Below are 15,652 nucleotides of genomic sequence, written 5' to 3'. Positions count from 1 at the left end.
ACTAAAACGGGAAGACCAATGCAGGAACTTTTGAGCATCAAGGACCTTCGCGTCGAATTCGACCTTGGGCGTGCGACCCTGAATGCCGTCAACGGGGTCAATCTTTCGCTCAACGCAGGAGAGTCGTTTGGAATTGTCGGGGAAAGCGGGTCGGGCAAAAGCGTCACCGCCCAGGCGATCATGCGGATTGTGCCCAACCCCGGCAATATCGTGAACGGTTCGATCATGTTGAACGCGCCGGGCGGTGCCGAACAGGGGTCTGACGGTGGGGTGGATCTGGCCCGGATCAACACGCGGGGCGGGCTGATCCGCAAGATCCGCGGCGGCCGGATTGCCATGATCTTTCAAGAGCCGATGACCAGCCTGTCACCGGTGCATCGGATCGGCGATCAGATCGTCGAAGCGGTCATGCTGCACCGCACCCGCGACAAGGCCGAAGCGCGCGACATCGCGCTGCACTATCTTGAGCGGATGCAGATCACCAACCCGCAGCAAAGGTTCCGAGAATACCCGTTCAACCTCTCTGGCGGGATGCGACAAAGGGTGATGATCGCGATGGGGCTGGCCTGTGATCCTGATCTGCTGATCGCGGATGAGCCGACAACCGCGCTGGACGTCACGGTGCAGTCACAGATCCTCGAACTGCTGGAAGGTCTGCGCGAAGAAATGGGGATGTCGATCCTCTATATCACCCATGATCTGGGGGTTGTCGCCGAAGTCACCCAACGGATCGCGGTGATGTATCTGGGCCGTATCGTCGAAACAGGCACAACGCGCCAGGTGCTGAAAAATCCCTGCCATCCCTATACCAAGGGTCTGATCGACAGCTTTCCAAAACTGTCAGGCGCGCGGCAAGAGCGGCTTCAGGCCATTCCGGGCAACGTTCCGGTGCCAATCGGCCTGCCGTGGCAATGCGGATTTCGCAGCCGCTGCCCGGTGGCCATCGACGGAAAATGCGACACAAGCGTGCCCGCCATGACCCCGGTGGAAGACGGCCACATGGTGCGGTGTTTCCACAACAGCGACACCAAAGAACCCCCATTGCCGCAGGCCCCGGCCCCCCGCGCGCGGCGTTCATTGTTTTCGGGAGGACGAACATGAAGGATGCAGGCCCCCAGGACGCGGTTCTGGAAGTTCATGATCTTGAGAAATCCTTTGGCGTAAAGGGCGGTTTCCTGAAACCTGCGGGAAATCCGGTCAAGGCGCTGCGCGGCGTTTCATTCGAACTCGGCTTTGGCGAAACGCTGGGGCTTGTCGGGGAAAGCGGCTGCGGAAAGACCACGCTGGGGCGCTGTGTGTTGCGGGCGATTGAACCCAGTGGCGGCAGCATCCAATTCGCCAGTTCCAGGGGCAAACTGGATTTGCGCACCCTGGACGCCAAGAGCCTGCGCGCCATTCGCCCCGAACTTCAGATGGTGTTTCAGGATCCCTATGGATCGCTTGACCCGCGCATGACGATTTTCGAACTGGTGTCCGAACCGCTGCGCGTCGCAGGCGAGATGAGCCGGTCACAGATGAAGGCGCGGGTGGCGGAACTGATGACCATTGTCGGGCTGAACACCGGCTACCTGAACCGTTACCCACATGCCTTTAGTGGCGGACAGCGGCAAAGGATCTGCATCGCGCGGGCCCTGGCCACAAATCCCCGGCTCATGGTCTGTGACGAGGCGGTTTCGGCGCTGGATGTTTCGGTCAAGGCACAGATCCTGAACCTTCTGTCGGATCTGCAAAAGGAATACGGCATCGCCTATCTGTTTGTGTCGCATGACCTGTCTGTTGTGCGCTACATTTCGCATCGGGTGGCGGTCATGTATCTGGGCCAGCTGGTCGAACTGGGCACAACCGACGAATTGTTCTCTGCGCCCAAACATCCCTATACCGAGGCGCTGCTTTCGGCGATCCCGAACCCCGACCCGGACACCAGATCGCCGCGCATCTCCTTGCGCGGGGATCCCCCCGATCCCACCAGAACCAGCGCCGGATGCCCCTTTGCGGATCGCTGCGCCCATGCGCAGGACATCTGCACCAAAACCCCGCCGCAATGGCAGGAAATCAATCCCGGTCATCACGTCGCCTGTCACCGCGCGCAAGAGCTTTCGTTGGTTGGCGCGGTCACCTGACCCCTGCACACAGGATTGAATGTCTGGAGAAACGTATGAAAAACAACAGATTGGGAAAATCCGGGATAAAGGTTTCCGAACGGGGCATGGCCACCATGTCCCTTCGTCGGAACCCAATCGCCATGCCACGCCAGATCCGGCTTTTGCTCACTTGAACATCGCGCCCAACACGACGCATATTCCATAAAACGTTGCTTCGAACCCGAAGCAACAGCGCTGTGATACAACCACGGCATCGCGGCGCGGGAAGGTATGGATCGGCACGTGTTGGGCATTGGCAAAAACGCGCATTTCCGGGGGCACACTCCCGGTGCCGACCTTGGCTTGCACAGCCGGGCCCTGACCTTGGCCATAGTCATCAACGGGGTACGTTTTGGATAGGCTTCAGGTTATCAAGGCGCGGAAATTATATGTGGGGGATGGCGGCGCGCCATTGCCCGACCATGCCGTGGTGTTTCGCGGGGCGGAGATCCTTGATGTGCTGCCAGCAGCAAAAGCCCCGCAGGTGGCCGGAGGAAACGAGGCCAGCGGGATCGCGACGGACATTCTTGTGCCGGGGCTGGTCGATCTGCAACTGAACGGGGCAGGCGGGCGACAGTTCAATGACGACCCGACGCGCGACACCCTGGACTGTATGGCCAAAGCGGCGCAGATCGGCGGCACGGCCTGGTTCCTTCCGACCTTCATCACCGACGCGGGGCGCAGCTATCAGCGGGCGATCGCGGCGGTCGAAGCGGCCAGCCCGCATTGTATCGGCGTCATTGGTCTGCACCTTGAAGGCCCGTTTCTGTCGCCTGCGCGCCCCGGCATTCATCCGCCCGCCGCCATTCGCAAGATCGACGACGCGGACGAGCGGCTGATCACCGAGGCCTCTGTCCGAATCCTGCTGACACTTGCCCCGGAAGAAACGGAAATGGCGCGTTTGCAGCGATTGACCGCCAGCGGCGTGCGGCTGTTTGCCGGACATAGCGAGGCGCGATACGACACAATCGTCCAAGCCCAGAAATCTGGCCTGCGTGGCGCGACGCATCTGTTCAACGCGATGAGCCAAATGGCAAACCGGGAACCCGGTCTTGTCGGGGCGGTGTTCGACTGTCCGGCCTTGTTTGCCGGCGTAATTGCCGATGGCATCCATGTGCATCCTGCAAACCTGCGCAGCGCGCTTGCAATGGCCGGACCAGAGCGGCTGTTTCTGGTCAGCGACGCGATGATGCCGCTTGGCACGCAGATGACCGAATTTGACCTGTTGGGCCGCCGCATCCATCGCAAGGATGGCCGATTGATGAGTGACGCCGGCGTGCTGGCCGGGGCGGATATTTCGATGATCGACGCGGTGCGCACCCTGATACGGCTGACAGCCTGCGATCTGAGCACGGCGATCCAGATGGCGACGCAAACCCCGGCGCGGGCGATTGGGCTGGACCATGAGATCGGCACGATCGAGATCGGAAAACGTGCCGGTTTCACGCTTCTGGATCAGGATTTGAATGTCCAATCGGTGCTATACGGCGGCAGCGCGGACTAAGACTGGCCCGCGCGCCCGGGGCCGGATTGACCCGACGCGGACCACCCTTGTGCTTCAGGCAGATCCGCTCATCGCTGCGGAACGTCTGCGCAGCGCTTCCAATGTGAACAGCAGCGCCGCCGAGAGCACGACAAGCAGGGTCGCAACCGCAAGGATGGTTGGATTGATCTGTTCGCGCAGCCCGGAAAACATTTGGCGCGGAATGGTGCGTTGTTCCGGGCCGGCCAGAAACAGCACCAGCACCACCTCGTCAAACGAGGTGACAAAGGCGAAAAGCCCACCGGAAATCACGCCCGGCCGGATCAGCGGAATGACCACGTCCCAGAACACCTTGACCGGAGAGGCCCCCAGGCTGAGCCCCGCGACAAACAACGACCGGTCAAAGCCGCTGAGCGTGGCGGTCACGGTAATGATCACAAAGGGCACCCCCAGCGCGGCATGGGCAATGATCAACCCGCCATAGGTGCCGACCAGATTGAACTGGGTGTAAAAGAAAAACATCCCCGCCGCGATGATGATCAGCGGCACAATCATCGGCGACAGCAACAGCGCCGTGATGATCCGTTTATAGGGCATCCAGGGCGACGACAGGCCAACAGCGGCCACCGTGCCAAGCACCGTGGCGATGGTCGCGGCGGCAAAGCCAACGACAAAACTGTTGCGAATGGCCAGCAGCCATTTCTGATCGTCAAGGATTTCCTGATACCAACGGATGGAATAGGCCTCGGCATCCAGCGCCAACATGCCCTCGGTAAAGGTAAAAAACGGCTCGGCGTTGAACGAAAGCGGCATGATCACCAGGATCGGCAGCATCAGGAACAAGAGCACCAAAAAGGCGAACACCCGCAACCCGTAGTGGCCCGCGATATGCCAAAAGGTGAAATATTCGGGGAAGCGTTTCATGCCTTATCCCAACTTGATGTTGCTTGCGCCGACAAACCGGTCGAACAGCCAGTACAGCAGCAAAATGATCACCAGCAAAAGCGAACCCAGCGCAGCGGCCAGTTCCCAGTTGTTGGAGGTTTGCATGTGGAAGGCGATGATGTTGGAAATCATCTGCCCGTCGGTGCCGCCAACCAGCGCAGGCGTGATGTAATAGCCCACCGAAATGATGAACACCAAAAGCGCCCCGGCGGACAGGCCAGGCAGGCTCATCGGGAGATAGATCTTGTACCACGCGCCCAAGGGTTTGCTGCCCATCGACAGGGCGGCGCGCATATAACTTTGGTCGATGCCACGCATCACCGAATAAAGCGGCAGCACCATGAACGGCAGCAGGATATGGGTCATCGCGATGACGGTTGAAAACTGGGTATACAGCATTTCCAGCGGTTCATCGGCAAGGCCAAGCGCCATGAGCGTCGAATTGACCACACCATTGGTTTGCAACAGCGCGATCCAGGCCGTTGTCCGCACCAGAAGCGAGGTCCAGAACGGCAGCAGGACAAAGACCATCAGGAAATTCGCCATCTTGTCAGAGGCATGCGCCATATAGAACGCCAGCGGATAGCCAAGCAGGACGGTCAGAAGCGTGATGATCAACGCCATGCGCAGGGTTTTGGTGTAAAGCTTGACGTAGATCTGGGTGTCGCGCTGCACGATGCTGCGATCCGCGTCGCGTTCAAGATCGACAGAGGTCAGGTAATAGCTGTCTGTATAAGGCTTGCCCGCGGCCTTGAGCGCGCGCCATGTGGCGGGATCGGCCCAGCGGTCATTTGCGTCTTTCAGCAGGGTCGCGCCATTGCTGGCAATCTCGGCGTCATCGACCCGGCGCAGGGCGCGTGCGGTGGATTTTACCACGCTCGACATGCCGGGCAGGGCGCGGTTGATTTCATCGGCCAGCTTGCCGGATGTGCGATCATTCGCCATCCGCTTCATGTCTGCGGCGAACTGGATCAGGACGGCATCGTCGGGCATGTCATCGCCGGACCATTCCGCCAGAGCCGCCAGCGTTTCGGGCACCAGATTGGCCACCGTGGGGTTGTGGATGCTGCGATAGAGCATCGTCGTGATCGGCGCCACAAAGGCGAAGATGATAAAGACCAAGAGCGGCACGACAAACAGGAATGCCTGAAGCTTGCGCTTGCGCGCCTCGCGCGCTGCGTTGCGGGCATCGGCACGATCAAGATTTGGCGTTGCTGCGGTCATGGGCCATTCATGGTTAAGGGTTGGCATGATCTGGGGGGATATCCCCCGCGCCACGACACGGCGCGAGGGACAGGATTGGATGATCGACGATCAGCGGCTTATTGCAGCAGCCATTCGTTGAACTTCTCGCCAAGGCTTTCGCCATAGTCAGCCCAGAAGATACCATCCGCCTTCAGACCCTCGTCGAGGTGGGCGGTGGGCAGATCCTGTTTCACGCTTTCCGGCAGCAGCGCCTGAGCGGATTTACGGGTCGGGCCATAGGCCACGTCCTGCATCCCCGAAAGCGGCACGGTGCGGGTCGCGGATTTCACGAATTCCATCGCGGTTTCCAGGTTCGGCGACCCTTTCATGATGGCCCAGACATCAAGGTCATAGACATGGCTGTCCCAGACGATGCTGAACGGTGCGCCGTCGTCCTTGATTGCGGCAAAGATCCGGCCATTGGCCGATTGCACCATCTGCGCGCCACCGTCATTCAACAGAACGGGGGCCTGAGACCAGCTGTCATACCAGACGATATCGTCCTTGATGGTGTCGAGCTTGGCAAATGCGCGGGCCTGACCTTCGTCGGTGGACAGGGTGGCATAGACATCTTCGGGGGCAACGCCATCCGCGATCAGAGCCCATTCCATGTTGACCTGCGGACGCTTGCGCAGACCACGTTTGCCGGGGAAGGCCTCGGTGTCAAAGAAATCCGCAATCGATTCGGGACCGGGGCCGTTTTCGGTGTTCACCGCAAAGACAACCGACCACACGATATTGCCGACGCCACATTCATTGGCCAAAGCATCGGGGATGAAGTCATCCGCAGCGGCGGTGCCATCGTCACCATCGGGCAGAACGCTTTGGTCCAGCACCTCAAGATAGCCTTCGGCACAGGCGCGTTCGAGGTCAATCACCTCGATATCCACGACATCCCACTGGATATTGCCGGCCTCGACCTGGGCCTTCATTTCCGCAACGCCGCCGCCGTAATCCTCGAACAGGATATTGACGCCGGTCTCGGCTACGAAGGGGTCGATCATGTGTTCCTTCTGGGCCGCACCATAGGCACCGCCAAAGGACGTCACGGTGAGATCTTGCGCCACTGCGGGGCTGGCGAGCAGCGCGACAGTCGCAAGTAACGTCAGATGTTTCTTCATCGGTTTCTCCTTGTCAGTCCGGGTATTTATCAGGACCCCGGTTTTGCCCTGTGTCGCCTAGCCCGCCTGGAAAGCGATGCAATCGGATGCCAACCAAAGCAGCTGGGCCTCCGCGCCATCGGTAAATTCCGGCGCAGAAAGGTCGTTCAAGATTTTGACAATGATGTCGGTGCCATCAGGCAGCTTGAAATAATAACGAATGAAATCACCGACATAGATCCGGGTTTCGAACCGAACGGTCAGGGCGTTGTCATGCGCATGGGTCGATGGCGGAAAGAAAAGCTTTTCCGGGCGCACAGACACGCGACAGGCACCGCCGACGGTCAGATCCGCTGTTGCCTGGGCAACGATGGTGCCGCCGTCGGTGACGATTTTCGCGGTTGCGCCGTCGATGCTTTCGACCCGGCCGGGGACAAAATTGTTTTCGCCGATAAAGTCGGCAACAAACGCATTGGCCGGACGTTCATAAAGCTCGGCCGGGGGCGCGCATTGCTGGACCACACCGTCGTTGAACACGGCGATCCGGCTCGACATAGACAGCGCCTCGGCCTGATCATGGGTCACATAGATCACGGTGAACCCCATCTGCTTGTGCAGGCGGGTGATTTCATACTGCATCTGTTCGCGCAGATTCTTGTCGAGCGCGCCCAGCGGTTCATCCATCAAAATCAGGGTCGGTTCAAAGATCATCGCGCGGGCCAGGGCGACACGCTGGCGCTGACCCCCCGAAAGCTGGCCGGGGCGACGATCCCCGAAGGCCGACAATTCCACCAGGTTCAGATATTCCGCCACCTGTGCCTTGATCTTGTCCTTTGGCATTTTGCGCACGGCCAATGGATAGGCCAGATTTTCCGCCACCGTCATATGGGGAAACAGCGCATAGTTCTGAAAGACCATGCCGATATTGCGGCGATAGGGGGCCGTGCGGTTGATGGATTTTCCGGCGATGGCGATATCGCCCGATGTGACGCTTTCAAATCCGGCCAGCATCATCAGGACCGTTGTCTTGCCCGACCCCGATGGCCCGAGCAGCGTTATGAACTCGCCCTCTTGGACGTCCATGTTAAAGCCTTTGACCACCAGATTCTTCTGGTCGTAGCTTTTCTTGACGTCGTCAAACTTCAGAAAGGTATCGATATTCAGATCTTTCATCATTACGTCACCACCCTCTTACGCGACTTAATCAGGTGTAATGACATTTGACAATCACCTGTTGCGAATGTTGTGACATCCGAGATGGCAGCGATCAAAAAGCGATCACCGCGCGCATCCGGCACACCCCACGCCGCAACGGAACGCCGGCAATCGGCGGGGGTTTCAAGGCCGGGTTTTGCTGGCTGCGGCCGCGGCCGGTCGAAAAGGAACCCTGCGCCAAGATTTAATCCATCTTGATGATTAAATAGACAAACGGGCAAAACGGCCCTGCAGTCGGGATCAGGGCCGTTTTCTGTCCAATGGATGTGTTGTGCCGTTACTCTGGCGCCGCCGGATGAATAAAGGGCCAGGGGGACGCGTCACCGCCGCGCGGAACCGGCACTTCGATCACAACCGGCGCCTCGGCGCTTAGCGCTTCGGTCAACGCCTGTTTCAGCTCGGCAGGGTCCGTGGCCCGAATCCCGCGCACGCCAAAGCTTTGCGCCAATGCCACGAAATCCGGGTTCTCCAGATCCGCGCCCAGCAGGCGATTGTCATACACGGTTTGCTGATCCCGGCGCACATTGCCATAGGCCGCGTTGTTGAACACCACCGCCACCACATTGATCCCATGCTGGGCGGCGGTGGCCAGTTCCTGCACTCCGAACATGAACCCGCCATCGCCCGAGATCGAAATCACCGCCTTGTCCGGGTTCGCGACCTTGACCCCCAGGGCGGTATTGAACCCGAACCCCAGATTGTCCTGATAGCCACAGGTCACATATTGGCGCGGTTCATACACCGGAAAACACATGCGCGCGGTAAAGCCGACCTGGCTGACTTCTTCGACAAAGAAACCATCGCGGGGCAGGGCGTCCCGAATAACCTTGAGATAGCCCTGCTGCGGTTGCACCGTGGCAAGATCCGCGTCGGCGGCCACCGTCAGCGCGCGATATTCGGCGCTGCGACTGGCCCGGCCGTCAATGCGATCCCCCAGGGCGTCGATCAGGGCGCGCGTGGCCTCACCCGCATCGGCAACAACGCCGTGATCCGGTTTGAGCCGCACGAATTCAGTGGGATCAATGTCGATCCGAAGGGTTTTCAACCCTTCCGGGAACCAGCGCCAGCGGAAGTGCTGCAATTCCAACCGCGACCCGATGCCGATCAAAAGATCGCATTTCGGCCAGAATTTCCATGCGGCGGGCGGCAGCAACGCGAGATCATCATCCTCGGACATCACACCCTTGCCCTGACGGTGGGCGGTGACCGGGGCCTGCAACAGGCGCGCCAATGCGCGCACCTCTGCGCTCGCGTCCCAGGCGCCACTTCCAACCATGATCATCGGGTTTTTCGCCTTGGCAATCATGTCGGCGGCGGCCGCGATGGCATCCGGGTCGGGCGTCGGGGCCGCAACGGCGGTGCTGGCGACGGGCTCAGGTACCTCGGCGGCCATGCCAAACACATCCCAGGGCGTTTCAATGCCGACGGGACCGGGCCGCCCGGATGACATGCGCTGAAATCCGGCATCCATGGTGGCCCCGGCCTCGGTTGGGTGGTTTATCCGATCCGCCCATTTTGTCAGCCCCTTCAGCGTGCCAAGATGATCGGGAAGTTCATGCAATTGCCCGCGCCCTTGTCCGATCAGATGCGACATGATGTTGCCGGTGATGCACATGACCGGCGAATTGGCCCCATATGCGGTACACAGCGCCGCGCCAGAATTCAGCAGCCCCGGACCCGGCACCACAGTATAGACCCCCGGCTTGCCCGACGAACGGGCATAGCCATAGGCCATATATCCCGCGCCCTGTTCGTGGCGAGTATGGATGAACCGTATCCCGTCCTGTCGTGCCAACGCATCATTGAAATCATACATATGCGCTCCGGGGATGCCGAACACCGTATCGACACCATTTGCGGTCAAGGATTTGGCGATCACTTCACCGGTTGTCAGCTTGGCCATATCTGGTTCTCTTTCGTGAATTGTTTGGCGATCACGGGCACAATCGCATCAGTATATTGGTGCCGACCCGCATTGCAAAACCCGACGCAGCGCCCGGATCATGTGACACCGCCCCGGCACTCGGGGGCATGGGACGCCCCTAGGCAAAAGCGATGGCAACATCGCCAAAAGGCCCGAAATCTGCGGTGATCTCGGTGCCGGGGGGGCATTCGATGGGGCGAATGAAACTGCCGGACAGGATGATCTGGCCGGGTTCAATGCTCTGGCCGTATTGCGCCATACGACGGGCCAACCAGATCACGCTTGCGACCGGATCGTTCAACACCCCCGCGCCCAGACCTGTTTCCTCGACCACATGGTTGCGCGATGTGATTGCCCCGACCCAACGCAGATCAAAGGCGTCCGGCGCATGGCGCTGCGGCCCCAGAACCACCCCGGCATTGGCGGCATTGTCGGCGATGGTGTCGAACACAACGCGCGTCTGGCCGGTGTCGGGATCGGCGCGCAGAATGCGGGTGTCGAGGATTTCAATCGAGGGCGCCACGTAATCGGTTGCCGCCAGAACATCCGCGCGGGTCACATCCGCACCGCCAATCGCGGATTTCATCACAAAGGCGATCTCGGCCTCGATCCGGGGTTGGATGAACCGCCCCGCGGGCACAACCGCCCCGTGATCAAAGGGCATGTCATCGAACAAAATACCGCTGTCGGGAATGTCGATGTTCAGCGCATATTGCATGGCCTTGGACGTCAACCCGATCTTCCAGCCGATCACCCGACGCCCGGCATCGGTCTTGGCCTGATGGATGGCATTTTGCACCGCATAGGCATCATCCATGTTCATTTCGGGATGGCGCAGGCTCAGCAAACCGATCTGCTGACCTGTCGTTTCCGCCGCCAGCAGATCCGCCGCCGCCGCTGTGTGATCTTCGGGCGTCATGGTGTTTCGTCCTGAACCGTGTTGCGCAGGGTGCCGATGCCGTTGACCTCGACCTCGACAATGTCACCGGGGACAAGAAACTGTGGCGGATCGAGCCGCGCACCGGATCCGGTGGGGGTGCCTGTGACGATGATATCGCCGGGCTGCAAGGTCATGAAAGTCGAGATATATTCGATCTCGCGCCGGATTGGATGCATCATCCGGGCAAGGACATCATCCTGCCGGACCGCGCCGTTGACCCGCGTGATGATACGCGCATCCTCCAGTTGTGCGGCATCGGTAAAAGGCACCAGCCAAGGCCCCATAGACCCGGAATTGTCCCAATTCTTGCCCTGCGTGACGTTGAATTTGGCATGCCGGACCCAATCGCGAATGGTGCCTTCGTTGCACAGCGTCAGCGCGGCGATATGGTCATAGGCATCGGCCTGTGCGATGCGGCGGCCGCCTTTGCCGATGACAACCGCGACCTCGCCTTCGTAGTCCAGCTGCGGGCTTTCCGGTGGGCGGATCAGGGGCCGGTCGTGGCCGGTGAACCCGCTGGCAAAGCGTGGAAACAGCGACATGTATTTCGGCTGCTCCGATCCGTCTTTGTATTCCGCATTCCGATCGGGAAAATTCACCCCGACACAGAGGATGCGGCGGGCGTTGGGCAGGACCATTTCATATTGGAAATCTTTGTGGGTGACGGGCTTGCCGTCCGCTGCCTGCGCCAGTTGGTCAAGCGCGCCGACCTGAACAGCATCAAACAGGGTCGGCCACTGCGGACAGGTATCATCAAGGGCGATCATCCCGGTGTCCGTCACCGCACCATAATGGGTTTTACCCCCGGCGCTGTAGGTTGCAAAGCGGGTCATTCGGCCTCCTCGACGGGGGTGATCCCGCCCATGCAGATAAATTTGATCTCGGGACTATCTTCGCGCGCCAGATCAGCAGGCACCGCCGGTCGCAACCGCGACGGGGTCTGCACGTCCAGCCCCCTCATGGTGCGATGATCGGGCTGGCTTCGATGTCGGACTCGCGGGTCGCAACGCCAACGAATTTCGAACCATGTTTGAACCAGGATTCTGGCGCGGGCGCCCCCCAGAGCGTCTGGCGTTGGGGATCCTGAAGATCCCATTTGATCGGTTCCAGATCGGGATCAACCGTTTGATAATCCGAGCAATAGATTTCGATCCGGTGGCCATCGGGGTCAAGGATATAGAGGAAAAACGCGTTGGAAATACCGTGCCGCCCCGGCCCGCGTTCGATATTATCAACATAGCCGCTGGTCGCCATCAGATCGAGCAGGTCAATGATGTTCAGCGGCGTCGGAACCCAGAACGCCACATGATGCATGCGCGGGCCGGTGCCATTGGTAAAGGCCATATCATGCACGCCGCCCTTGCGATGCATCCATGCCGCCCAAAGCTTCTTGCTGTCTTCATCCTCGGTATATTCGGTCACCCGGAAGCCAAAGTCGGAATAAAACGCAACCGAGGCATCAACATCATGGCTGAAGCAGTTGAAGTGGTCGATCCGCAGCGGTTTTACCCCGCGATATAGCGCATATTTCTGATGGATCGGCGCCAACCGGTCCATTTTGTGATAGAATTCCAGCGGAATGCCCATGTTGTCCGACGTCAACAGGGTGCGCCCCTGATAGGGGCGCTCGACCCATTCGGTGGGGCGGCCCTTGGCGGCAAAATAGGCCTCGGCCCGATCCAGATCGGCGTCGTCAAAGGTCTTGAACCCCATGACTTCGACCGTGCCGGGCTGATCGGATTTTTGCAGGATGATGCAATGATGCCCCCGCTCCTCCATCGCCCGCAGATAGATGTGGCTGTCGCTTTCATCCGTCAGCTGCAGGCCAAGGATTTCGGTGTAAAACCTCTTTGACGCCGCAAGATCCCGGACGTTCAGGCACACATGGCTAAGCCGGATGGTATTGAAATCAGGGTAGAGGTTCGGTGCAGGTACAGGCATCAGGTTGCTCCCATGAATTGCGCTACCGCTTCGCTACTTGAGCGCGGCGTGACTATTTGCGCTACCGCTTTGCGACTTGAGCGCGGCGTGACTATTTGCGCTACCGCTTTGCTACTTGAGCGCGGCGTATCTATTTGCGCTATCGCTTCGCTGCTTGAGCGCCGAGTTTCGTGATCTTGTGGTGTCCAAGGGCGAAACCGATGTGCTTCTGTTCCATATAGAAATCAAACGACCAATTGCCGCCGTCGCGCCCGATGCCGCTGGCCTTGACCCCGCCAAATGGCGTGGGAAGGTGGCGGACATTTTCCGAATTCACCCAGATCATTCCAGCCTCGAGCCTGTCGGTAAAGCGCAGCGCGCGGGTCAGATCATTGGTCCAGACATAGCCGGTCAGGCCGTAAGGAATATCATTGGCGATCTGCAACGCCTCTTCTTCGGTCGAGAAGGGGATCGAGGTCAGCACCGGGCCAAAAATTTCCTCTTGTGCGATGCGCATGCCGTTATGCGCGCCGGTGAACAGGGTCGGGCGCACGAAATAGCCCTTGCCATCAACGGCCTCACCACCGGCGGCAATCGTGGCGCCGTCCTGTTTGGCGATGTCGAAATAGCTGGTGACCTTGTTGAAGTGTTCCTCGGTGACAAGCGGGCCAACTTCGGTCGTCGGGTCCAGCGGGTGACCAACCCTGATGTTGTTGACCCGTTCGATCAGCCTGGCCTCGAATTCCTGGCGGATCGTGTCCTGCACCAACAGGCGCGAGGACGAGGTGCAGCGCTCGCCATTGATCGAATAGATCATGAAAATCGCCGCATCCAGCGCACGGTCCAGATCAGCATCGTCAAAGACGATGACCGGGTTCTTGCCGCCCAGTTCCAGATGATTGCGCTTCAGCGTATCAGCGCCCTGTTTGGTGATCAGACTGCCGGTGCGGCTTTCCCCGACAAAGGCGATGGCCTTGATCTTTGGATGTTCGCAGAGCGCCTTGCCCGCATCTTCGCCAAAGCCGTTGACGGTGTTGAGCACGCCGGGCGGCAGGCCCGCTTCTTCGGCAATTTCAACCAACAGCCGCGCGGTCAGCGGCGACGCCTCGGCCGGTTTGTGCACCACGGTGCAACCTGCCGCCAGCGCCGGCGCGATTTTCCACGTCGACAGCATGAAGGGCGTGTTCCAGGGCGTGATCACCCCGACCGGTCCAATCGGCACCCGCGTCGTGATGTTCATCAGGGTAGGGGATTTCAGGTGCTGACCATCGCGCGCCTGCACCACCTGATCGGCGAAATAGCGAAAGTTCTCGGCCCCACGCAGCGCCGCCTTGGACATGAATTTATAGGCCTGCCCGGTATCCCAGCATTCGCACAGCGCGATTTCTTCGGCCCGGGCCTCGATCCCTTCGGCGATGCGGATCAGGATTTTCTTGCGCTCCAGCGCCGGCATGTCGCGCCACGCGGCAAAGGCATCATGCGCAGCATTCGCCGCCGCGTCGATGTCTGCGGCGGTGCCATGGGCCACATCGCAAATCAGCGACGTATCAACAGGCGAGGTGTTTATGAATGTGCCACCGCTGCCCGCCACGTCCTGTCCGCCCACCCGATTAAGGATGCCCGTGTCGCGAAACCGCGCCAGATATCCATCCAGCTTGGCAAGATTGTCGTCAAATACGCTCATGGCGTGTCCTCCAGGTGATCACGGACATTTCCGAATTTCGGCGAAAGCGCGGCGTTGATGTCTCTGATCTCGGCCGAGAGCGCGATGGAACGGGTCGCCATCGCCGGGGCCAAGAAATCCTTGAGGCAGGCAAAGATGCGATTGACCGCATCCTCCTTGACCGCCTCGGATCGCCCCTCTCGCAGCCGAATGGACATGTCGATGAAACCATGGTTCGGATTTCCATCGGCCATTGCCACATGATCAACGCGGGTGGCACGCACGCGTATGCCCGCCGTTGGAAAGGTGGCAGTATCGGCCGCACATGCCCGGATCGCTTCGCACAATGCGGCCATGTCGACCGCGCCGTCCAGGTTGGCTGAATATTCGATATGAAAGTGGGGCATGATTTCCTTAACTTATTAATCATTGCGAAGTTAAGTAAATACAGCTATGCCTGTCAAGCATCTTTCGGCATAGGGAAAGACGATTTCGACAAGACGCGAGCGTGCCATGGCCACCAAACTGCCTTCAACGTCCAGATCTTTGCCCATCGCACTGGTGCGCGCCCGCGAGGGTGTGATGTCGCCGATCCGTGAAATGCTGAGCGAAACATCCATCACGGAACAGCAATGGCGGGTGCTGCGGGTGCTGACGGAATGTGGGCCGCTGGATTCCAAAACACTTGCTGATCGGGCCAGTCTTTTGTTTCCCAGCCTGACGCGCATTGTGACCACGTTGAACAAGGGCGGGCTGGTCACCCAAACGCGGGACGCCGTGGATCGCCGCAAACAAATCGTTGCAATCACCGAGGTCGGCAAGAAAATCATCGACGACCATTCCGAAGAAGCGGCCCGGATTGTGGTCGGCTTCAAATCCCGGCTTGGGCCGGAAAACTATGAGACGTTGCTGGATCTTCTGGCGATGCTCGACCCGGCCAATTCCAACGGCGATACCTGAGCCCCGAAATCGCACTTCAAAGGTGCGCGCAACAGCACCCTGTTGCAACCAAGTTGAAATGTCACCGGGTTTGCAAAGCAGAAGTGTCACCGTGGGGCCTGGAAGCAAAGCCTGAC

General features: G+C 59.6%; 14 protein-coding genes. 4 read left to right on the top strand and 10 right to left on the bottom strand.

Translation table 11 applies throughout. The features are described 5' to 3' along the window. The first annotated feature begins 18 nt into the window (after positions 1 to 18). The 3 genes from Q4577_RS02955 (at position 19) to nagA (ending at position 3,645) form a co-directional block, all read left to right on the top strand. Positions 19 to 1,101: an ABC transporter ATP-binding protein gene (locus Q4577_RS02955; RefSeq protein ID WP_303468806.1), complete on the top strand. Its 1,083-nt coding sequence runs from the start codon at positions 19 to 21 to the stop codon at positions 1,099 to 1,101. Further along, the gene (locus tag Q4577_RS02950; RefSeq protein WP_303468808.1) at positions 1,098 to 2,120 is read left to right on the top strand and encodes an ABC transporter ATP-binding protein; all 1,023 of its coding nucleotides are present in this window, start codon (positions 1,098 to 1,100) and stop codon (positions 2,118 to 2,120) included. The genes Q4577_RS02955 and Q4577_RS02950 overlap by 4 nt, the downstream gene beginning before the upstream one ends. Before the next feature lie 373 nt (positions 2,121 to 2,493). Continuing rightward, positions 2,494 to 3,645 carry an N-acetylglucosamine-6-phosphate deacetylase gene (nagA, locus tag Q4577_RS02945; protein WP_303468809.1) on the top strand — a complete coding sequence of 384 codons (1,152 nt, stop codon included), beginning with the start codon at positions 2,494 to 2,496 and terminating at the stop codon, positions 3,643 to 3,645. A gap of 54 nt (positions 3,646 to 3,699) precedes the next feature. Here nagA and Q4577_RS02940 read toward each other — a convergent pair whose 3' ends face one another. From Q4577_RS02940 to Q4577_RS02895, 10 genes are all read right to left on the bottom strand, one after another. Continuing rightward, positions 3,700 to 4,548: an ABC transporter permease gene (locus tag Q4577_RS02940; RefSeq protein WP_303468810.1), complete on the bottom strand. Its 849-nt coding sequence runs from the start codon at positions 4,546 to 4,548 to the stop codon at positions 3,700 to 3,702. A gap of 3 nt (positions 4,549 to 4,551) precedes the next feature. After that, entirely contained in the window at positions 4,552 to 5,793 is a 1,242-nt protein-coding gene (locus Q4577_RS02935) for an ABC transporter permease (RefSeq protein ID WP_303468811.1), read from the bottom strand. Positions 5,794 to 5,891: 98 nt separating this feature from the next. Further along, positions 5,892 to 6,935: an ABC transporter substrate-binding protein gene (locus tag Q4577_RS02930; protein ID WP_244688952.1), complete on the bottom strand. Its 1,044-nt coding sequence runs from the start codon at positions 6,933 to 6,935 to the stop codon at positions 5,892 to 5,894. Positions 6,936 to 6,992: 57 nt separating this feature from the next. Next, the gene (locus Q4577_RS02925) at positions 6,993 to 8,087 is read right to left on the bottom strand and encodes an ABC transporter ATP-binding protein (RefSeq protein ID WP_244688953.1); all 1,095 of its coding nucleotides are present in this window, start codon (positions 8,085 to 8,087) and stop codon (positions 6,993 to 6,995) included. 319 nt (positions 8,088 to 8,406) lie between these two features. After that, positions 8,407 to 10,032 (bottom strand): thiamine pyrophosphate-dependent enzyme, encoded by a 1,626-nt coding sequence (locus tag Q4577_RS02920; protein WP_303468812.1) that lies wholly within the window; start codon positions 10,030 to 10,032, stop codon positions 8,407 to 8,409. 139 nt (positions 10,033 to 10,171) lie between these two features. Then, a complete protein-coding gene (gene hpaH, locus Q4577_RS02915) occupies positions 10,172 to 10,972 on the bottom strand; it encodes a 2-oxo-hept-4-ene-1,7-dioate hydratase (RefSeq protein ID WP_303468813.1) in 801 nt (266 codons plus the stop codon). Then, a complete protein-coding gene (locus Q4577_RS02910; protein ID WP_303468814.1) occupies positions 10,969 to 11,826 on the bottom strand; it encodes a fumarylacetoacetate hydrolase family protein in 858 nt (285 codons plus the stop codon). Before Q4577_RS02910 ends, hpaH begins: the two co-directional genes overlap by 4 nt. A 124-nt stretch (positions 11,827 to 11,950) precedes the next feature. Then, entirely contained in the window at positions 11,951 to 12,934 is a 984-nt protein-coding gene (gene hpaD, locus Q4577_RS02905; protein ID WP_303468815.1) for a 3,4-dihydroxyphenylacetate 2,3-dioxygenase, read from the bottom strand. A gap of 139 nt (positions 12,935 to 13,073) precedes the next feature. Beyond that, positions 13,074 to 14,597, bottom strand: a complete 1,524-nt coding sequence (hpaE, locus tag Q4577_RS02900; RefSeq protein ID WP_303468816.1) for a 5-carboxymethyl-2-hydroxymuconate semialdehyde dehydrogenase — start codon at positions 14,595 to 14,597, stop codon at positions 13,074 to 13,076. Beyond that, positions 14,594 to 14,983, bottom strand: coding sequence for a 5-carboxymethyl-2-hydroxymuconate Delta-isomerase (locus tag Q4577_RS02895; RefSeq protein WP_303468817.1), 390 nt, complete (start codon positions 14,981 to 14,983; stop codon positions 14,594 to 14,596). The genes hpaE and Q4577_RS02895 overlap by 4 nt, the downstream gene beginning before the upstream one ends. A 106-nt stretch (positions 14,984 to 15,089) precedes the next feature. On the opposite strand from Q4577_RS02895, the gene hpaR reads away from it, so the two are divergent. Continuing rightward, positions 15,090 to 15,536 carry a homoprotocatechuate degradation operon regulator HpaR gene (gene hpaR / locus Q4577_RS02890; protein ID WP_303468818.1) on the top strand — a complete coding sequence of 149 codons (447 nt, stop codon included), beginning with the start codon at positions 15,090 to 15,092 and terminating at the stop codon, positions 15,534 to 15,536. Positions 15,537 to 15,652 lie beyond the last annotated feature (116 nt).

The sequence above is a fragment of the Marinovum sp. 2_MG-2023 genome (genome assembly GCF_030548265.1).
Taxonomy (GTDB): Bacteria; Pseudomonadota; Alphaproteobacteria; order Rhodobacterales; family Rhodobacteraceae; genus Marinovum.
The sequence above is the reverse complement of the archived record's forward strand: the minus strand, read 5'-3'. Positions and strand labels throughout refer to the sequence as shown.